Below are 17,217 nucleotides of genomic sequence, written 5' to 3'. Positions count from 1 at the left end.
ACCGTGGCGAGCGAGGCGCCGGACCGGCCGCGGCCGGACCTGGGCAAGATCGTGGAATGGGTGGAGGCGTAACTGGTCTTTTCCTGCGTCTTTGCCGCCTTGGGGCAACTGTCTGACCCGCGCTTTCTGCGCGTGGTCTGGCAGGGGGTGGCCTTGGCGCTGGGCCTGCTGGGGGCGGTGTTTCTGGGGCTGCTGGGCGTGGTGGAGTGGTGGGTGCCGGGGCAGATTGCCGTGCCGTTCATCGGGCCGATGGACGGGATTGGCTGGGCGGCGGGGATCGGGCTTGGGGTGCTGATGCTGGCAGCCTCGGTCTTTCTGATGGGGCCGGTGGCGTCGGCCTTTTCGGCGCTGTTTCTGGATCAGGTCGCCGAGGCAGTGGAGCGGATGCATTATCCGGGGCCGCCGGGGCGGAGGCTGGGCATCTGGGAGGGGCTGGCGGAGGGCGCGAGCCTGCTGGCGCTGATGGTCGTCGCCAACCTTGTGGCGCTGGGGCTGTCGTTCGGTCTGGGGCCGTTCGGGCCGGTCTTGTTCTGGGCGGTGAATGGCTGGTTGCTGGGCCGCGAGTATTTCCTGATGGCGGCGCTGCGCCACGTGGGGCGCGATCAGGCGCGGGACTTGATGGGGCGGAACCGCGGGCAGATCTGGCTGGCCGGGACGCTGATGGCTGCACCGCTATCGCTGCCGGTGATCAGCCTGTTCGTGCCGGTGCTGGGGGCTGCCACCTTCACGCATCTGTTCCACAGGCTCAGGGCCGCTTGAGCAGGTGGAAGATGTCGGTATCCTCGACCCCGATCCAGCCGGACAGGATCACGCCGCACATCAGCACCCACAGCACAAGGGTGATCCAGGTGGTCAGCTTGGCCTTGCGGCCGATCTGCGGATCGGTCGGGGCGGAAGCGGCGGAGCCGGGCACGATTTCTCCGGCGGCGGCCTGACTGGTTTGCCGGGTGGGCAGGATGCACAGGAACACCATGAACCAGGTGACCGAGAAGAGGACGATGGCGCCGGTGATGGTCATGCTTGTTCCAACTCGATGAGGGTGCCGGTGAAGTCTTTCGGGTGCAGGAACAGAACGGGCTTGCCGTGCGCGCCGATCTTGATGTCGCCCAGAACGCGGGCGCCTTCGGCTTTCAGGCGGTCACGGGCGGCTTCGATATCCTCTACCTCATAGCAGATGTGATGGATGCCGCCGGAGGGGTTTTTCTGAAGGAAGCCCGCGATGGGTGAGTTTTCGCCCAAGGGGTGCAACAGCTCGATCTTGGTGTTGGGCAGGGTGATGAAGACGACGGTAACGCCGTGGGCAGGTTCATCCTGCGGGGCGGCTACCTGCGCGCCAAGCGGGCCCGCATAGATGCGGATGGCGGCGGCAAGGTCGGGGACGGCGATGGCAACGTGGTTCAGGCGACCGATCATGAAGGGCTCCGGCGTTTTGGGGGTTATGGGGGCCGGAGCGGGGCGGGGCAAGTGCGTCATTAACGCGCGCTTAGGGATGATGTGCTCAAGTGCAGGGGAAATCGCCGATGTCGCGGGAAGTTCTTGGGAGCGTGCCATGCCGAACAGCCTGACCTTGGAACTGCCAGAGCCTGCACCGCAGGCGGAGGGTTTGGGAAATGATCTGCCGTTGCGGGGTGTTACGGTGCTGGCGGTGGAAGACAGCCGCTTCGCCTCGGATGCGCTGCGGTTGATGTGCCGGCGCTTGGGGGCGCGGCTGAGGCGGGCTGATTCGCTGCAGGCCGCCGCGTCGCATCTGCGGCTGTACCGGCCGGATGCGGTGATCATTGACCTTGGTCTGCCCGATGGCCGGGGCGAGGCGCTGATCCGCGATGTGGCGGCACGCAGCCCGCGGCCTGTGGTGCTGGGCATGTCGGGCGATGCCGGTGGCCGGGTTGCGGCCATGACGGCGGGGGCGGATGGGTTCATCGACAAGCCGCTGGAAAGCCTTGCTGCCCTGCGCAACCTGCTGGTGTGGCATATGCCAGAGCGGGGCGGCGATCTGGGGCCGGGGGCCGAGGCCGTGCTGAGGCCAGACACCCTGGCGCTGCGCGACGACCTGGCCCATGCGGCGGAATTGGTGGAGGCGGGTCTGGGTGAGCCGGGGTTGAGCGAGGCGCGGCGCGCCTATGTGGCGGGTTTCGTGCGCGGGGTGGCGCGCCATGCGCATGACACGGCGCTGGCCGAAGCCTCGGGTCTGGAGGATTTGCGGGCCTTGCTGCGGGACAGGTTGACGGGGCCGGATCATGCGTTTGACCGGCAGGGTTAAGCTGCTGCGGGGCGTCCTGTGGATCGGCGCGCTGCTTTGGGGCGTCTGGGCGCGGGTTTTCGGCGGCAAGTCGACCGCGGGCCGCCGGGGTCGGTGGCCTGCCGGTCAACGGCGCGGTCCGTCATTTGCGACGGTAGATCCCCTCTGGCAGGTTCAGGGCGGCGGCCAGATCATCAACCTGACGCAGCGACAGCGTGATGCGGAGGGGGGTCTCGGACTCGGGGTCCAGCTGTTCGAGGACGACGCAATCCTCATAAGCCTCGACGATCACGTCTTCCGCCAAGGGGGTTTTCCCCTCGTCGATCAGGGTGATCACGGTCGCGTCAAATTCGTGTTCAATGGTAAACATGGGGGGATGTTAGGCGGACCCGCGCCGGGCTTCAACTGGGCTGCTTGATTTGGATCAAGGAAGTGCAGGGCCGCCCGGCGGAGTGTGGGCAAATTGCAGCAAAAGGGAGGTCGGCATGATCGGTTACATCGAAGCGCCAAAGGCCTGGGCGCTGACGCGGGGAATGGCGCGGGTTCTGGGCCTCAATCTGGTGGAGGCCGTGACGGAGGGCTGGTTCTCGCGGTCGGAACTGGGGCAGATGGTGGACGCCTGCGCGCGGTGCGAAAAGACGGACACCTGCACGGCCTATCTTGCGGTGACAACGCGCAGCGAAAGCCTGCCGAGCTTTTGCCAGAACAAGGCGCAGATCGAGGCTTTGCAGCCCTGATGCTGACCTGCGCCCCGCTGCAATGCAGGAGGCCCATCGGGGCCCGCTGGCCGGGGTGTGGGCTTAGCTGGCGGGCGATACCGCCAGCACACCGATGCTGTCATTGTACGCGGTGTAGATGATCGACACGGTGTTGCCGGGCAGCAGGCCCGAAGCCACCATGGTCCCGACCGGGAACTTCACGCCATTGTCCAGCCAGATATTGCCCAAGGCGGCATCGACACGCGCCACTTTGCCCGAGACATGATCGGCGGCAAAGGCCGACCCTGCGGCAAGGGTGACGCCAAGCGCCGCCAGAAGAAAAGATTTGCGCAACATTTCAAGGACTCCTGTCCAATCAGCCCGGTTGTGGGGCTGCTTTTCGCAGCGCGGTCTGGATGGTGTCGCGTCGATCGGGGGTCCGGTCCGGCATCTCCCCGCGCTGTGAGCGAGACTTGGGGCGGCGTGGGATTCTGGGCAAGAGCGCCGCACCACTCCGTGCAAAGGCTTGAAGTCATTGAGATTGCACTGGGCTGATCTGCGCCTGTCACGGCGGATTGATCGACGGCCTCCCGCCTTGGGCGCGTTGAACATGGTTTGGATGGCGCAAGGCCGCCGCTGCGGCTAGGGTGCGGGCATGTTGCAGATTCAAGATACGGTGCGCGACCGCGGCTCGCGCTATGCGGTGAGCGGCGGCGCGGTGGCGGACGGTGCGGCGGTCAAGGCCTTCGTCGCCAGCGTGACGGCCGAGAAAAAGTTCGCCAAGGCCACCCACAACTCTTGGGCGGCGGTGCTGGCCGATGGCACGCAGGTCAAGGATGATGACGGCGAAACCGGGGCGGCGGCGGTGATCCTGAAGATGATCGAGCGGGCGGGACTGCGCGGTCATATTGTTGTGGTGACGCGCTGGTATGGCGGGGTGAAGCTGGGCGGCGACCGGTTCGCACATGTGGTGACCTCAGTCCGGGCCTATCTGGCAGAGCTGGGGAAGACATGAAACGCCCGGCCGAGAGGCTCGGCCGGGCGTTCCGCAAGGGGCGAAGGTTACTTGGCGACTTGCGCCTGGGTCGCGGCCAAGGCCGGATCCACCACCAGGCCATAGGCCGACAGCGGACCATCCGGGCCAGCCATATCGTCAGAGACGAAGAACTGGACGAACTCTTTCAGGCCCGGGATGACGCCGATGTGCTGGGTCTTGACGTAGAGGAACAGCGGGCGCGAGACGTAGTACTTGCCGTTCGCGACGGTTTCCTTCGACGGGGTGACGCCCATATAGGTGGCGACGCGCAACTTGTCGGTGTTGTTTTCATAGAAGGACAGGCCGAAGACGCCAATGCCTTGCGGGTTGGACTTCAACCGGGCCAGGGTTTCGGTGTAGTCGCCGTCGATTTCCACGGCCTTGCCATCGGTGCGCAGGTTCAGGCAGCCATCTGCCTTGCCGTCACGGGCCTTGAACAGCTTGTCGGCGCCAAACACCGTGCAGCCCTTCATGATGACATTGTTGTTGAACACTTCACGGGTGCCATGCTTGGAGCCCGGAATGAAGGCGATGATGTCCTGGTTGGGCAGCGACGGGTCGATGTCGGACCATTTCTGGTAGGGGTTCGGCACCAACTTGCCGCCGATTTTCACTTCGGCTGCCAGGGCGTTGTACCAGTTGGACGGCGTGAAAGCGAAGGCCGGGCCCTTGATGTCAGAGGCGAAAACCACGCCATCATAGCCGATGCGGACTTCTTCAACGCCGGTCACGCCGTTCTTGCGGCAGGTGTTCATCTCGCCCGATTTGATCTTGCGCGAGGCGGTGGCGATGTCGGCAGAGTTCTCGTCCGGGCTTTGGCAGAACTTGGCGATGCCGGCCCCCGTGCCGCCACCTTCCACGACCGGGGTCTTGAACGAGGTGTTCTGGCCAAAGGCTTCCGCCACGATATTGGCGAAAGGCAGCACGGTGGACGACCCTGTCAGCGAGATCTGATCACGGGCGAAGGCGGTGACCGGCAAGGTCAGGGCCGCAGCGACGGCGGCTGCGGCAAGGTAAGAAAGGCGCATGTAGGCTCCTGAGCGTGGGTCGTCGCACGGCGCGACATGCGGCAGGGGCTAGGCAAGGTGGGTAACGGAGAGGCGTCGTTTTCGTAACGGAGCGCGGAAGATTCCGTGTCGAAATTGTAACAATTTTGCAGGGTTAGCGGGGCCGCGCGAAAGATATTCGCCGGCCTGTCGGTCTGTCGGCCTGTCGGTCAAGGCGGCACGGGGCCGCCTTGACCTGACCTTCAGGCGTTCTTGAAGACGTTGACGGCCCAACAGGCCATGCCGAGGAAGACAATGATCTCGGACACCGGCATGACGATGGCGGCGGTGCTTTCGGGCATTTGCTTGGAGAGCAGCAGGAACAGGCCGATCAGCAGGACAAGGCCGCCAATCTGGTGCAGCCAGAAATGCGCTGTCGCAAGGGCATTGCCGGCAAGGCCCGGCAAGACGCGGTAGGCGATGCCGAACACGGTCATCAGGACGAAGCCCAGAAGGTTGATGTGGGCATGGACGGGGGCGAGGGTAAAGTCCTGTGCGCCGCCCATATACATGCCGAGGATGACCCCGACGAGAAGATAGAGGGAACCGATTACAAGATACAAACGTGAGATGTTCATGGTGTCCCTTCCTGTGTCGCGCTCTGGTTTCAAAGTGGCGCGTTCGGGTAGGCTAACATGATCCTTGGATATTTGAATAAATTTTAGGCAGAAAAAAAAGACGGCCAGCGCGGCCGCCTTCAGGGGATGTGAAACCGTGCCGCTTCTGGCGGTCACAGCGCCTTGTGCGAACCGTCGCAGAAGGGCGCGTTCTGGGTGTGCTTGCAGCCGCACAGATAGGCGGTCTTGGACTCCTCGGCCGTGAAGGCCTTGGGCGCAAAGGAGCTGCCCTTGTGGCTGCCATCGCAGAACGGCTGGTTCTTGGACTGGCCGCAAGCGCACCAGTAGTAGGTCTTGCCAGCTTCGACCGGGACGGCGTAGGGGGCTTTTTGGGCAATGATCGGCGCGTCGGACATGGGGGGCTCCTCCTTCAGTTGCGCAGGAGCATGACCGGTCCGGAAAACGGATCAAGCGGCGCCACTGTGCATTTGCGCAGGTTGACTGTGTGAGCCTGACCCCTTGGTCAGACCACACGGCCCCAAAGGTCGTAATCGCCGGCCTCTTCGACCTCGACCGTGACGATGTCGCCGATGCCGAGGCCTTCGAAATCCTCGTCGATGAAGAGGTTGCCGTCGATTTCGGGCGCGTCGGCTTGGGTGCGGCAGGTGGCGCCTTCGTCGTCCACGTCATCGACGATGACCTGGATGACGGAGCCGACCTTGGCTTGCAGCTTGGCCTCGGAAATGGCTTGTGCCTTTTCCATGAAGCGGTCGAAGCGTTCCTGTTTGACCTCGGCGGGGACGTGGTCGGGCAGGGCGTTGGAGCGGGCGCCGGCGACGTTTTCGTATTGGAAGCAGCCGACACGGTCGAGTTGCGCTTCGTCCATCCAATCCAGCAGGGTCTGGAATTCCTCTTCGGTTTCACCGGGGTAGCCGACGATGAAGGTGGAGCGCAGGGTGATGTCGGGGCAGGTGGCGCGCCAGGCGGCGATTTCGTCGAGCGTTTTGGCAGCGGCGGCGGGGCGGGCCATGCGGCGCAGCGTTTCGGGGTGGGCGTGCTGGAACGGGATGTCGAGATAAGGCAGGACAAGGCCTTCCGCCATCAGGGGGATCAGGTCGCGGACATGGGGATAGGGGTAAACGTAGTGCAGGCGGACCCAAGGCTTCTGGTCGCCGCCAAGCTGGCCCATGGCACGGGCGAGGTCGGTGATATGGGCGCGCACCTCGCCGCCTTTCCAGGGGGAGAGGTCATGCTTGCGGTCGACACCGTAGGCGGAGGTGTCCTGGGAGATCACCAGCAGTTCACGCACCCCAGCCTCGACCAGCTTTTCCGCCTCGCGCAGGACGGCGTGGGCGGGGCGGGAGACCAGACGCCCGCGCATGTCGGGGATGATGCAGAACTTGCACTTGTGGTTACAGCCCTCGGAAATCTTGAGGTAGCTGTAGTGGCGCGGTGTCAGCTTCACGCCGGTGGCCGGGAGCAGGTCGACGAAGGGGTTGGGCGAGGGCGGCACGGCGAGGTGGACGGCATCCAGCACCGCCTCGTACTGGTGCGGGCCGGTGACGGCGAGGACCTTGGGGTGCGCGCCGGTGATGTATTCGGGTTCCGCGCCGAGGCAGCCGGTGACGATGACGCGGCCGTTTTGTTGCAGGGCCTCGCCGATGGCGGAGAGGCTTTCGGCTTTCGCCGAATCAAGGAACCCGCAGGTGTTGACGATGACGGCATCGGCCCCCTGATAATCGGGCGAGATGGCATAGCCCTCGGCCCTGAGGCGGGTCAGGATGCGTTCGCTGTCAACCAGCGCCTTGGGGCAGCCCAAGGAGACCATGCCGATGGTCGGTTGGCCAGCGCGGCGTTCGTCCGGTACCATGGCGCGGGCGAGGTCGGGGCGGAGGTTGGGCGGGTTCTGCGACATGGGGCCGGTCTTTATAAGGAAAGCCCCAACCGGATCGGTCACCGGATGGGGCTGAAGGGGTCTGGTACCATGGGCCGATGGCCCATCCTGAGCTTAGCGGCGGCGATCGCGGCGGGCGCTCATCGGTTGGAAGGCGACGCCGACATGGGCCTCGCAATAGGGTTTGCCGGCCACGGAAGGCAGGCCGCAGAACCAGAAATCTTCCGTGGCGGGGTCGCCGATCGGCCATTTGCAGGTCCGCTCGGTCAGTTCCATCAGGGTCAGCTTCTTGGCGCGCTTTTCGACTTCGCGCACCGATGCCAGGGCTTCGGGGCTGATTTCGTTGGCCGAAGGCTGCGGCGGCAGGGGCTGGCCTGCCGGAATGATGGCCTTGCGCAGCGGGATTGGGGCCGGTGCCACGACGCTGGCCGCTGGTGCGGGCGCGGGTTGGGCGGCGGCAGGCGGAGGCGTCGGCGCGGCAGGGGCCGGGCGCACGGGTTCTGCCGCACGCGGCGGTTCGGCCACCGGGCGCGGGGCTTCGACCGGTTTGGCGGCCGGCGCAGGCGCGGGGGCGGCTGCGGCAACGGGGGCTGCGACCGGTGCCTCTTCAGCCTCTTCCTCAGTCGCGCCACCGGGGCCGACGCGGTTGGACAGGCCAAGCCGATGGACCTTGCCGATCACGGCGTTGCGGGTGACCCCGCCGAGTTCCTTGGCGATCTGGCTGGCCGACTGGCCTTCGGCCCACATCTTCTTGAGCGTCTCGACGCGCTCATCGGTCCAGGACATGGGTAAACTCCGCAATAGCCGCTGTGGCCCACAAGTGAGCCATTCTAGTCGGGACGGGTGTCGATACAAGCTTGAGCCGCGAAGTTCAAGGGGAGAGGGCGTGAAGGGCGAGGTCGCGACCCTCGTCATCTGTGAAAAAGGCCATCCATTCCTCGCGGCCGTCGGGGTGGCGGTGGATCAGGTGCGGCGGGCGGGTGAAGGGGATGCCCTTGGCGGTGAGGCTGGCATGGGCTTGGTGGATGTCGGGGACGGCGAAGTAAAGGATATCGGCGGGGTCTTTGGTGCCGGTTTCCTTCAGCATCAGGCGGGTGGGCCCAAGGTCGAAGAAGGCGAGGCCGGGGAAGCTGTAGAGTTCTTTTAGGCCCAGAAGGGTCAGGAATGCGCGGGCGCGGGGCAGGTCCTCGCAGCGGCGGGAGAGTTGGGAGAGCGTGTGCATCGGGTCCTCCAGTCGGGGGAGGATAGCATGGGTTTGCGGTTGGGTCATGAGCGGGTTAGGCTGCGGGCATGTGTGGACGCTTGACCCTGACCCATCCGAATGAGGCGCTGGCGGCGTTGTTTGACGCGGTGGCCAGCAATGACCTGCCGGACGTGCCGCAGTTCAACCTGTGCCCGACCGAGACGGTGCCGGTGGTGACCTCGGACGCCGGGTCGCGGCGGCTGCGGTCGATGCGATGGGGGTTGCTGCCGGGGTGGTACAAGACGCCGACCGATGGACCGCTGATCATCAACGCGCGGTCGGATACAGTGGCCGAGAAGCCGGCGTTTCGGGAGGCGATCCGGCAGCGGCGCTGTCTGGTGGTGGCCTCGGGCTTTTATGAATGGAGCGCGGGGGAGGATGGGGCGCGGTTGCCTTGGTATATCACGCGGTCGGATGGGGCGCCGCTGGCCTTGGGTGGGGTCTATTCGGCGTGGCAGGATCGGATGACCTGCGCGGTGGTGACCTTGGATGCGGGGCCGAACATGGCGGGGATACATGACCGGGAGCCGCTGATTCTGGAGGCGGCGGATTGGCCCTTGTGGCTGGGCGAGGCGGGGCATGGGGCGGCTTTGCTGATGAAGCCGACCTTGCCGGGGGTCTTGCGGTCTTATCGGGTGGACAAGGCGGTCAATTCGAACCGGGCGCGGGGGCCGCAGTTGATCGAGCCGATCGAGGCGTGAAAACTGGTGCGGGCGGGTTGAGCCTGACGGCGCGGGATGGTATGAACAGGCCAGCGCGGGCGTTGTGTAATGGTAAGACCTTAGCCTTCCAAGCTAAAGACACGGGTTCGATTCCCGTCGCCCGCTCCAGAATCTTTGGATTCGCGTTGCTTCTCAAAGGGTTAACCGTATGAGAAGTTGTCAGAATGCACACATCAGTCACACCACAGCACACGGTCCTTCGGGCTGGACTGCTCTACTATAACCGTCGTGTTCCTGCACACGCGAAGGAAATCTTCGGGGACTTCATCCGAACGAGGATCGACTCACCTCAAGCAGCGGAGGCAATGACCAAGCGGCTAGATGCAATCTGGCAGGCGGGGAATCTAACACAGCCTATCAGCATCACCTCCCTGAAGGACGCCACGACGGCCAAGACGGCAACGCTGTCAGCTATAGTAAAGGAGTACGTTGAGGTTAAGGGCATCCAGCATAACCCAACCTTTAGCACAGTTGATGCACTCATCTTGATGTCAGGCGACATGGCCGTTGATCAGTACACCCGTCAGGATGCGAGGAACTTCGTCAGCAAGCTTCTCGCGAAGGGCAACCGAACCACAACCATCAGAAGGCGCATGAACTGTCTAACGGCGGTCTTCAACTATGGCTTTGCAGAGTATGAAGTAGCAGGGCGCAACCCGTTTTCCCGCGTTCTGATCCCAAAGGAGGGTGCAGACAAGGAAAGTCGCACACCCTTTCTAACGACCGAACTGCGTGACCTTTACGAAACTTCGATGGTGTCAGGGAAGCGACTGCGGCTTGCTGTACCCATCTTGGGGGAAACTGGGTGTCGCATAGCAGAAATCGTCGGGCTGAGGCGGTCAGATGTCTGCCTTGAAAGCCAATCTGTCTGGATTGTTGGGCATCAGTCCAGAAGGCTCAAAACACCGGGGTCAGAACGAGAGATTCCGTTGGTCGGCTATGCCTTCGAAGCCATGAAGATGCTGCTGTCTACAACCGACTCACCCTACCTTTTCCCTGAGTACCTGACGGACGGATTGACCTTGGCGACACATGCCGGAAACACCCTAAACAAATGGATGAAGCGTCCCTTTGCGGGTAAGACAGCACACTGTCTCCGTCATGCCTTCCGCGACCGGCTGAGGGCCGTAGAGTGCCCTCTGGAACTACTTGACGCGCTGGGCGGATGGTCATCGGTCCAAGGGGCAGGAAGGCGCTATGGGTCAGGCTTTAATCTAGAGCAGAAGCGTAAGTGGTTAGAAAGGATCGCCGTCACCTCAGCATAGAGGGGCCAGACCAGAATAGTATTCAAACACAACTTTTCGGTCGAAAGTCTTGAAGAATCTGGACCGCAGGCCGAACTAGGCAAAGACCCAAAAGGTCACCACACACCAATAACCATGCAGGTACGGTCCTGAACTGGCTTCCAAGAATCTCACCTTGACAGACCCTAAATGGTGACATCCACTGCGTAATACGCTAACTATGCTGGGGATAAAGCATGAAGACTATTCAACTCGCCTTGGTCCTATCTGGAGCATGCCTTGCCGCAGACGTCGTGGGTGCGGCTGACTTCCACTTATTTAACGAGGGGAATTCAAAACGCGATCCTGTAACCGTTGAAGAGTGTGTCGCGGCACTAGAAGATGGAAAAATGGTGCCTCTTCAAACAGCGCCTAGCTCTACGGTAAACAGTAGATTGTCAGTCTTTTACAAAGGTGCATTCTATGAATTTGTTACCCCAGACCTCGCCGATGGCATGCGCGTATCACGCACGCGGCTAACACCAAAGGGGCTGTGATGGACGCAAATCTGAACCCACATAGGAAGAATGAAATCCGATGGAGTGTCAGCGATAGTATCCTGATGCTCTACTTGATTTCAATATATGATGCATCAATCGAACTTTCGAGGTTGAGATTTGAACGTTGCGGCCACAGGCTTACAAAACGAATAAAAATAATTGTACTTAATTTTATGATCTGCACAGCTCTTAATACTCTTGAAGCGAAAGCGCAACAGACAGATGACAACGTGAGAGATTGCATAAAGAAGGAAGTGCTAGTGTCGGCCGCGAAGTTGGCCGATGATCACTCTTGGATCTTGGCTGATGTGACGAATAAATTGCCTTTTGCGATAGCGGGTGTTCGTTACAGTGCACGAGTAAGGAGCGTGGGTCGAACTATACCTTGGGTAGATAAAGAGTCGTTTGAGAATATACCCGGGGGCATTGAGCCGGGTGAAACACGGCATTTATCGCTCTACGCCGGAACTCCTGATGAAACCTTCGGTGTACTTTTTGCGGAAGTGTCAGTCTTAGACATCGTTGATGTCGCGCTTCGGCCTCTTATTGGGGATACTCGTTACTACGGATGGGCGGAAGGAAGAGTTGATTTTAAGTGTGTCTCAGATGACAGTTCTCCAAGTCACGCATCCACTGAGACTGCGGAAAGCCCCTCATTAGCAACAGCTATCGACAAACAAGTTGCAGACGATCAAGTTGCAATTGATGCCGCTCTTGCCGCTGCAACTGCCTCCGGCATGAAAACTCCGACGGAGTCACAAACCGCGAAGAGTGGAACGAACGATCAGCCCACGGGACCCTAGCTCAGCGCGGACGAAATGGTCAACCCAAACCAAGTCGTCGGACCATTGTGGAAAATCGGATCTTTGTCCGCCGAAGCCACGCAGACCACTGTCACCATGAGGGTGAAGCTGAGCCAGGATCAGAAGGTTCCGTCCATCGAGATGCTGGACTTCTCCGCTGGTTCCCAAGTCGCAGCCGAGGAAGCCTTCTAGGCCGCAAAGCGCTCAGTCTACCGGGGGGTCTACAAAGGCCTTGATTTTCCGCTTGTTAATTACGAGGCGGGGAAAACCATGATTTTGATCTTTGACACTTCCAATGGGCGCATCTGTGTCACGGTCTGCAATTGACGGGCGGCTATTGATCAAACCGAAGAAGAAATTGTTGTAGGGATCCTTGAAATAGGCGCCCTGCGTACTTACGTCTATCATTGGCCAAAGAGGTCACCACACACCAATAGCCATGCAGGTACGGTCCTGCGCCTCGCCAATACGGCGGGGTTTTTTTATTTTTCTCGAAAATCACAGCTCAAAACGCAAGATTTTCCACCCAAAGCAGAGGAACAGCGAGATATGGAGACCAACACCACACACAACAACGCTCAACGCGTTTACTTCCGACAATCCCCAAAATACGGGCAACTCTTGGAGGCATCGGCTGAAGTCTGGATTGAGTTTGAGCCGGCGGATGAGCATACAGAGGATTATTTAGATACTATCTTAAGGGTGTATAATATTGAGAGTGAAAGGCCATCAACGAACAAAAAGCTTATATATTGTCTTTCTGATTTCTTCTCAGCGAAAGCTTCTGCCACAAACAATCTAATCTGTTGGCCTATGGGGAATGATCACTTTGTCGGGGCAGCATATTCGAGAGATATCGCATCTCGAGTCCGAGATACTTTGATAAGGATTGAATTGATAGAACTTGCCCAAAAGTCGTCAAAGCTTGACAAGCTTGCTGCTATATACAAAATAGATACCCGAAAGTGGGGCCATCTTTCCAATCTTAAATTCAAACCGCATGGTATCGGTCCATCAGTTCAGGTAAGGAGCGCAAAAATTAGAAAAGATGGAAAAATCATTGGCGGAAAGAAGATGTCAAGAAGAAATTTTCCGGAACAGTTTAAGAAAGCTGCCGAAAGATTGAAGCCAATCGACGATATTATGCTGACATATCCGCTAGAAAATGAAAGCGGCAGGTTATACGCTAAGTGTCGCAGGGTGTTTAATAACGGAAAATTTGAAAATGGAGGCAGGCTCTATGGAAATTGGCAGAATGCACCCGAGGAAGATAGGCTGAAAATGACGATTGGAGGCGAGCCCGTGAGCGAGATCGACATCAAGGCAAGCTACCTCAACATCTGCAATGGTCTATTTGGCGATGGAAGCGCGCTTTCTCCAGATCCTTATCAAGACATTAGGTTCGTTAGGAGAGCCAATGACCCAGAGCAGCGTAAGACTATGAGAAAGTTAGCGAAGTTACTCGTATCCGCGTACATCTCCAATGGCCACAATACAACGCAGTTTCCAAAGGGAGAAAGCAGGAGGACAGATAACGGACGCAAGACTGTTTCAGTAAGGGAGAAATTCAATTTGCCACGAAAGGCAAAAGCATCGGACTACTACAAGGACATAACGGACGCCTTCCCCTTTTTGCTCGCCACAAATGCTGATGTGTTCGAGATCATGTATAAAGAGAGTGAGGCAATAATTGATGCTATTTTGGAGCTTGCTGCACTGGGTATTCCGACCTATCCGGTGCATGACAGTCTTATGTGTCGTCAAGTGGATGAAGATACCGTTGTAGCCTCTTTGCAGAAGTCGATGTTGAAGCATTTCGGAGTTGTTCCAGCTTTGGATGTGTCAAGGATCAATGAGGAGCCTAAGATTTTTATTTACCGCAAAGACTTGCAGAGCCAAAAAGGATATGTAAGTGGAAAGAAAGAAGATCATAACAATATCATTGACGATCAGGACTATGAAGTACTTGAAGACTTCCAGTAGGATTAATGAAGAATATATAATATATAATAGGATAATGAATACCTTAAGGTATATTCAGGAAAGAGGAACCAAAGGTATAGAGGAGGAAATCTACCGCTTAATATAAATCTACACCTTCTCTTACCCTTAACTTCAGCGGAAATTTTGTTCTCGGGTTTCTCGTGGCTAACATCTGCGGCGAAAATGCCAAGCCTATAATCTAGGGGACCCACGGCCCAGACGACGATGCATCGACAGCCAAAATGCCCACGAGGGTGCAATATATGGCACTTACAGTTCGCTGATCGTCGTCTGGGTGGCCTTGCCTAGCCAGCATCGCCTGGGGGATCGCTACATGACATATAGACTAGGGTTTGTGGTTGTGGCTGCTGGGCGTTCAGCCCTGATCCTCAAGAATGCGGTACAAGCTTGCTCTGCTGATACCAACTTGATCACAGATAGCCTGCTTTGACATTCCAGACTTCATCAAGGTCAGAACAGCCTCACCTTTTGCCATCGCTGTGGGCTTGCGACCCGTGTACTTGCCTTCAGCCTTGGCCTTGATGATCCCTTCCTTCTGACGCTCAAGCATCATCTCTCTCTCGAACTGCGCCACGGAGGACATCACGTTCAGCATCAGCTTTCCTGTGGCTGTGGTCGTATCTATCGACTGCCCGCCCATCGACAAAATGACCAAGCCAGCCTGTTTGGCCTCAAGCACTTCCAGCAACTCACCAAGATGACGGACAGAGCGGCAGAGCCGGTCAAGCTTACAGACCACAAGCTTGTCGCCTTTTCGCAGTGACTTGATCGCCGCATCCAGTTGATCGCGCTGAGCAACGGAGGAGACTTGCTCGTGGTAGATGCTGTCAGCTTCCACCCCATATGCCACGAGGTCCCGAAGCTGAGCCTCAAGTCCGGCATTCTGTTCGAGGGTCGATGTCCGTGCGTAGCCAACAAGCATTTTCAGTCTCCAGTGTCTCAGTGATTCGCAAATATACCTTAGAATATTATGAGAAGTGCGTCAATAGGGCCGTTTTCGGTGTGTTGTGAGACACTTTCTCACTGAACCACTAAGGCAGGGTCTTGTGAGACCCTTCCCCCACTTTGTTTGCACTGAAATGAACCACGCCGAAAGCGCTCAGCTTTACCAACCCAGCATTTCAGAGGAACTAACGCGCACAGATAGGCGCCAATGCTTTGTTGGAAATCTTTCGATTTATTTTATGATTAGGAAAATCACTGAAGGAACAGTAAAATGAACGACGTTTTCAAAATTGCTGGCGTTTTCGCCCTATGAGTATACGCTTTTGCCCTGTCAGAGTGCGAAACTGTCACCCCGGAAACAGCTGGCAAGAAGTCTGTCCAAGAGCTGTGCTTGGGGGCAAATACGTTTTCGGGGATGAGAAGTTCGCCTGCTCGAAGGCATCAAGTAAAGATGTAACGCCATAGTAAACAGAAAACATCTCGTTTGGTAAAACAGAAGGATAACCCATGCCGCTAACCCTCCGACAAGTTGCCGCAAAGAAAGCGTTCTTGCTGCTACTGTTTCCTCTGACCCTTGCCGGTTGTGGCGAGACCGAGGAACAGTGTTTTAAGAGGCTCACTAAGAACCTGTCAAGCTCACAGATTTTGGCGGAAGTGGGCATCCGCTTGGGCCTGATTTACGTAAACAACGACTTGAACGTCTGTGACTACACAGTTCTGGGTAATGACATCATCAAGAAGTGACAAGGTGAAAGGGGCGCGTTAAGTCGGCGCAAATACTGCTCGTTCGGTGAACCCTCTGGATAACCAGAGCTGGGCCTTCTGGTGTTGTTGGGCACGGCAACAAGGCCCTCCAAATCTGCATACTGTGCCTAAACGACAGCGTGCAGTGACATTTCTAATTCTCGGGAGATCAAATTGGCAAACTGCAGTAAGTGTGGAAGGAAGATCGGGTTTCTAAACAGTTCGGGTGGGATGTGTTTAGATTGTGTAAGACTCAAGTATGATGAAGAGCAGGCACCAATTCGCGCACTAGAAGCGCAACAGGAATCTGCCCAGTCTGCCGCCAAAGTACGAGAACGTGAAGCAATCGAGGCAGTCATTGTCACAACAGAGGCATCGACCAACCTTAAAATCTCAAAGAGGATCAAAATTGTTGTGGCAACTGCTGAAAGCAAGCTCGTAGTTGCAGTAACAGAAAAGGAAGACGCTCTCTTCTACGATCTCAAGAAAGAATGCCACTCGGTTGGAGGTAATGCTGTTGTAGGCGTGAGCATAAATATAGTCGAGAGCTATAGCATGCGTGCTGGATCAGGAGAGTTCAAAAAATTCAAAATGATAGCATATGGTACAGCGGTAGTGATTGACGCTGACTGAAGTGCGCCAAGTATTCCACCATGTTGTCACGCGATCCTCTGTCAATATCTAGATGGGCAGGGACTACTAAACGCAAGATATTGAATTGTTTCAAAGGGATATTCTCTGACCAAGTTCAACTAATCTGAGAGGTTGAAGCCACCAGGAGAACGTTTGACAGTACAGACTGGGCGGCATGGGCAGAAACGGCCTCAACCAGCTTTGGAATGATGGCCACAAGGTCCTGACGACTTGGTGCGGCCTTGTGGGCTGGGGCCTCATGCATGGCTCTATATCCACGTGCTATAGGGCATCCTTTGTGCATGGCCTGTCACTCTACATCTGGCCACACAATGGCGCTGTAGGGGCATGATACTGCACCCAGCAAGTCACTTGTATTGGTGGTCAGAGGGGGGAAAGTTGTAGGGTCGAGCAGCATAACGAGGGTGAACCACTGTCACACATCTTGTCACACATTTGGTTCCGGGCTATCTATTTCAGTGAGAAGTAACGCGGGCGTTTGGGAGCTTTGCCAGAAGCGACAAGGGAAGAAGCCGTTGTTCTGAAAGAACAATCTGCTTTGACCGCTAATGGTAAGACCTTAGCCTTCCAAGCTAAAGACACGGGTTCGATTCCCGTCGCCCGCTCCAAAAATCATGTCGTTCTGGGTGTGAAAATGACAGGATTGCACGCGTGCAATCTGTGGTAAGCCATTGATTTCGCGAGACTTTCAAGTTGTTTGTTCGTAATCGACCGATTGCTACCGCAGGGGTTGGCCCTTGACGCGGGCAATGATGTCGGGATCTGTGACGAAGTCCCTCAGGAAGTCGTGCCAGTCTTTGGTGGATCGTCGGGCAGCGGCCAGCATGTCTTTGATTTCGCTGATGCCGT

Annotated in this window: 22 protein-coding genes and 1 tRNA gene; 12 read left to right on the top strand and 11 right to left on the bottom strand. The window is 58.1% G+C overall.

The annotated features are described in order from the left end of the window. Nucleotides 1-72: 72 nt before the first annotated feature. Nucleotides 73-759, top strand: coding sequence for an EI24 domain-containing protein (locus AC1Y2B_RS21745; protein WP_482255228.1), 687 nt, complete (start codon nt 73-75; stop codon nt 757-759). Here AC1Y2B_RS21745 and AC1Y2B_RS21740 read toward each other — a convergent pair. Then, nucleotides 746-1,018 (bottom strand): DUF1467 family protein, encoded by a 273-nt coding sequence (locus tag AC1Y2B_RS21740; RefSeq protein ID WP_482255227.1) that lies wholly within the window; start codon nt 1,016-1,018, stop codon nt 746-748. The genes AC1Y2B_RS21745 and AC1Y2B_RS21740 overlap by 14 nt on opposite strands. Beyond that, complete coding sequence (gene mce / locus AC1Y2B_RS21735; protein ID WP_482255226.1) at nt 1,015-1,413, bottom strand: methylmalonyl-CoA epimerase; 399 nt, start codon at nt 1,411-1,413, stop codon at nt 1,015-1,017. Before mce ends, AC1Y2B_RS21740 begins: the two co-directional genes overlap by 4 nt. 136 nt (nt 1,414-1,549) lie before the next feature. Here mce and AC1Y2B_RS21730 point away from each other — a divergent pair, with 136 nt between their 5' ends. After that, nucleotides 1,550-2,260: a response regulator gene (locus AC1Y2B_RS21730; protein ID WP_482255225.1), complete on the top strand. Its 711-nt coding sequence runs from the start codon at nt 1,550-1,552 to the stop codon at nt 2,258-2,260. A 121-nt stretch (nt 2,261-2,381) separates the two neighbouring features. Here AC1Y2B_RS21730 and AC1Y2B_RS21725 read toward each other — a convergent pair whose 3' ends face one another. Beyond that, nucleotides 2,382-2,609 carry a hypothetical protein gene (locus tag AC1Y2B_RS21725; protein ID WP_482255224.1) on the bottom strand — a complete coding sequence of 76 codons (228 nt, stop codon included), beginning with the start codon at nt 2,607-2,609 and terminating at the stop codon, nt 2,382-2,384. 115 nt (nt 2,610-2,724) lie between these two features. Here AC1Y2B_RS21725 and AC1Y2B_RS21720 point away from each other — a divergent pair, with 115 nt between their 5' ends. Beyond that, entirely contained in the window at nt 2,725-2,976 is a 252-nt protein-coding gene (locus tag AC1Y2B_RS21720; protein WP_482255223.1) for a DUF6455 family protein, read from the top strand. A gap of 63 nt (nt 2,977-3,039) precedes the next feature. On the opposite strand, the gene AC1Y2B_RS21715 is transcribed toward AC1Y2B_RS21720, so the two are convergent. After that, nucleotides 3,040-3,294: a hypothetical protein gene (locus AC1Y2B_RS21715; protein ID WP_482255222.1), complete on the bottom strand. Its 255-nt coding sequence runs from the start codon at nt 3,292-3,294 to the stop codon at nt 3,040-3,042. Nucleotides 3,295-3,592: 298 nt separating this feature from the next. Between AC1Y2B_RS21715 and AC1Y2B_RS21710 the strand changes: the two genes are divergently transcribed. Further along, nucleotides 3,593-3,952 carry a YigZ family protein gene (locus AC1Y2B_RS21710; RefSeq protein ID WP_482255221.1) on the top strand — a complete coding sequence of 120 codons (360 nt, stop codon included), beginning with the start codon at nt 3,593-3,595 and terminating at the stop codon, nt 3,950-3,952. Between the two features lie 47 nt (nt 3,953-3,999). Here AC1Y2B_RS21710 and AC1Y2B_RS21705 read toward each other — a convergent pair whose 3' ends face one another. The 6 genes from AC1Y2B_RS21705 to AC1Y2B_RS21680 form a co-directional block, all read right to left on the bottom strand. Beyond that, the gene (locus AC1Y2B_RS21705) at nt 4,000-5,001 is read right to left on the bottom strand and encodes a substrate-binding domain-containing protein (RefSeq protein WP_482255220.1); all 1,002 of its coding nucleotides are present in this window, start codon (nt 4,999-5,001) and stop codon (nt 4,000-4,002) included. A 221-nt stretch (nt 5,002-5,222) separates the two neighbouring features. Further along, nucleotides 5,223-5,597 (bottom strand): hypothetical protein, encoded by a 375-nt coding sequence (locus tag AC1Y2B_RS21700; RefSeq protein WP_482255219.1) that lies wholly within the window; start codon nt 5,595-5,597, stop codon nt 5,223-5,225. A 152-nt stretch (nt 5,598-5,749) separates the two neighbouring features. Continuing rightward, nucleotides 5,750-5,992: a CDGSH iron-sulfur domain-containing protein gene (locus tag AC1Y2B_RS21695; protein WP_482255218.1), complete on the bottom strand. Its 243-nt coding sequence runs from the start codon at nt 5,990-5,992 to the stop codon at nt 5,750-5,752. Nucleotides 5,993-6,099: 107 nt separating this feature from the next. Beyond that, on the bottom strand, nt 6,100-7,491 hold the full coding sequence (gene rimO / locus AC1Y2B_RS21690) for a 30S ribosomal protein S12 methylthiotransferase RimO (protein WP_482255217.1): 1,392 nt from the start codon (nt 7,489-7,491) through the stop codon (nt 6,100-6,102). Nucleotides 7,492-7,584: 93 nt separating this feature from the next. Further along, nucleotides 7,585-8,256: a GcrA family cell cycle regulator gene (locus tag AC1Y2B_RS21685; RefSeq protein ID WP_482255216.1), complete on the bottom strand. Its 672-nt coding sequence runs from the start codon at nt 8,254-8,256 to the stop codon at nt 7,585-7,587. 85 nt (nt 8,257-8,341) lie between these two features. Next, entirely contained in the window at nt 8,342-8,692 is a 351-nt protein-coding gene (locus AC1Y2B_RS21680; protein WP_482255215.1) for a VOC family protein, read from the bottom strand. Nucleotides 8,693-8,760: 68 nt separating this feature from the next. Here AC1Y2B_RS21680 and AC1Y2B_RS21675 point away from each other — a divergent pair, with 68 nt between their 5' ends. The 7 genes from AC1Y2B_RS21675 (at nt 8,761) to AC1Y2B_RS21645 (ending at nt 14,004) form a co-directional block, all read left to right on the top strand. After that, entirely contained in the window at nt 8,761-9,414 is a 654-nt protein-coding gene (locus tag AC1Y2B_RS21675; RefSeq protein ID WP_482255214.1) for an SOS response-associated peptidase, read from the top strand. 55 nt (nt 9,415-9,469) lie between these two features. Next, nucleotides 9,470-9,543: transfer RNA gene (locus AC1Y2B_RS21670), tRNA-Gly, on the top strand. Between the two features lie 56 nt (nt 9,544-9,599). Then, nucleotides 9,600-10,700: a tyrosine-type recombinase/integrase gene (locus AC1Y2B_RS21665; protein WP_482255213.1), complete on the top strand. Its 1,101-nt coding sequence runs from the start codon at nt 9,600-9,602 to the stop codon at nt 10,698-10,700. A gap of 215 nt (nt 10,701-10,915) precedes the next feature. Further along, nucleotides 10,916-11,215: a hypothetical protein gene (locus AC1Y2B_RS21660; protein ID WP_482255212.1), complete on the top strand. Its 300-nt coding sequence runs from the start codon at nt 10,916-10,918 to the stop codon at nt 11,213-11,215. Then, on the top strand, nt 11,215-12,021 hold the full coding sequence (locus AC1Y2B_RS21655) for a hypothetical protein (protein WP_482255211.1): 807 nt from the start codon (nt 11,215-11,217) through the stop codon (nt 12,019-12,021). Before AC1Y2B_RS21660 ends, AC1Y2B_RS21655 begins: the two co-directional genes overlap by 1 nt. Nucleotides 12,022-12,084: 63 nt before the next feature. Further along, nucleotides 12,085-12,213, top strand: a complete 129-nt coding sequence (locus AC1Y2B_RS21650) for a hypothetical protein (protein ID WP_482255210.1) — start codon at nt 12,085-12,087, stop codon at nt 12,211-12,213. A 357-nt stretch (nt 12,214-12,570) separates the two neighbouring features. Then, a complete protein-coding gene (locus tag AC1Y2B_RS21645; RefSeq protein WP_482255209.1) occupies nt 12,571-14,004 on the top strand; it encodes a hypothetical protein in 1,434 nt (477 codons plus the stop codon). Nucleotides 14,005-14,380: 376 nt separating this feature from the next. Here AC1Y2B_RS21645 and AC1Y2B_RS21640 read toward each other — a convergent pair whose 3' ends face one another. Then, nucleotides 14,381-14,947 (bottom strand): recombinase family protein, encoded by a 567-nt coding sequence (locus AC1Y2B_RS21640; RefSeq protein ID WP_482255208.1) that lies wholly within the window; start codon nt 14,945-14,947, stop codon nt 14,381-14,383. A 941-nt stretch (nt 14,948-15,888) separates the two neighbouring features. Between AC1Y2B_RS21640 and AC1Y2B_RS21635 the strand changes: the two genes are divergently transcribed. After that, the gene (locus tag AC1Y2B_RS21635; protein ID WP_482255207.1) at nt 15,889-16,347 is read left to right on the top strand and encodes a heavy metal-binding domain-containing protein; all 459 of its coding nucleotides are present in this window, start codon (nt 15,889-15,891) and stop codon (nt 16,345-16,347) included. Nucleotides 16,348-17,217: the final 870 nt, after the last annotated feature.

The sequence above is a fragment of the Stagnihabitans sp. genome, assembly GCF_964946895.1.
This window is presented reverse-complemented; position numbering and strand designations above follow the sequence as displayed.

What these genes read in the sequence shown, in the direction of transcription:
- AC1Y2B_RS21740 (WP_482255227.1), bottom strand. Translation starts at nt 1,018, where the DNA reads ATGACCATCACCGGCGCCATCGTCCTCTTCTCGGTCACCTGGTTCATG.
- mce (WP_482255226.1), bottom strand. Translation starts at nt 1,413, where the DNA reads ATGATCGGTCGCCTGAACCACGTTGCCATCGCCGTCCCCGACCTTGCC.
- AC1Y2B_RS21730 (WP_482255225.1), top strand. Translation starts at nt 1,550, where the DNA reads ATGCCGAACAGCCTGACCTTGGAACTGCCAGAGCCTGCACCGCAGGCG.
- AC1Y2B_RS21725 (WP_482255224.1), bottom strand. Translation starts at nt 2,609, where the DNA reads ATGTTTACCATTGAACACGAATTTGACGCGACCGTGATCACCCTGATC.
- AC1Y2B_RS21720 (WP_482255223.1), top strand. Translation starts at nt 2,725, where the DNA reads ATGATCGGTTACATCGAAGCGCCAAAGGCCTGGGCGCTGACGCGGGGA.
- AC1Y2B_RS21715 (WP_482255222.1), bottom strand. Translation starts at nt 3,294, where the DNA reads ATGTTGCGCAAATCTTTTCTTCTGGCGGCGCTTGGCGTCACCCTTGCC.
- AC1Y2B_RS21710 (WP_482255221.1), top strand. Translation starts at nt 3,593, where the DNA reads ATGTTGCAGATTCAAGATACGGTGCGCGACCGCGGCTCGCGCTATGCG.
- AC1Y2B_RS21705 (WP_482255220.1), bottom strand. Translation starts at nt 5,001, where the DNA reads ATGCGCCTTTCTTACCTTGCCGCAGCCGCCGTCGCTGCGGCCCTGACC.
- AC1Y2B_RS21700 (WP_482255219.1), bottom strand. Translation starts at nt 5,597, where the DNA reads ATGAACATCTCACGTTTGTATCTTGTAATCGGTTCCCTCTATCTTCTC.
- AC1Y2B_RS21695 (WP_482255218.1), bottom strand. Translation starts at nt 5,992, where the DNA reads ATGTCCGACGCGCCGATCATTGCCCAAAAAGCCCCCTACGCCGTCCCG.
- rimO (WP_482255217.1), bottom strand. Translation starts at nt 7,491, where the DNA reads ATGTCGCAGAACCCGCCCAACCTCCGCCCCGACCTCGCCCGCGCCATG.
- AC1Y2B_RS21685 (WP_482255216.1), bottom strand. Translation starts at nt 8,256, where the DNA reads ATGTCCTGGACCGATGAGCGCGTCGAGACGCTCAAGAAGATGTGGGCC.
- AC1Y2B_RS21680 (WP_482255215.1), bottom strand. Translation starts at nt 8,692, where the DNA reads ATGCACACGCTCTCCCAACTCTCCCGCCGCTGCGAGGACCTGCCCCGC.
- AC1Y2B_RS21675 (WP_482255214.1), top strand. Translation starts at nt 8,761, where the DNA reads ATGTGTGGACGCTTGACCCTGACCCATCCGAATGAGGCGCTGGCGGCG.
- AC1Y2B_RS21665 (WP_482255213.1), top strand. Translation starts at nt 9,600, where the DNA reads ATGCACACATCAGTCACACCACAGCACACGGTCCTTCGGGCTGGACTG.
- AC1Y2B_RS21660 (WP_482255212.1), top strand. Translation starts at nt 10,916, where the DNA reads ATGAAGACTATTCAACTCGCCTTGGTCCTATCTGGAGCATGCCTTGCC.
- AC1Y2B_RS21655 (WP_482255211.1), top strand. Translation starts at nt 11,215, where the DNA reads ATGGACGCAAATCTGAACCCACATAGGAAGAATGAAATCCGATGGAGT.
- AC1Y2B_RS21645 (WP_482255209.1), top strand. Translation starts at nt 12,571, where the DNA reads ATGGAGACCAACACCACACACAACAACGCTCAACGCGTTTACTTCCGA.
- AC1Y2B_RS21640 (WP_482255208.1), bottom strand. Translation starts at nt 14,947, where the DNA reads ATGCTTGTTGGCTACGCACGGACATCGACCCTCGAACAGAATGCCGGA.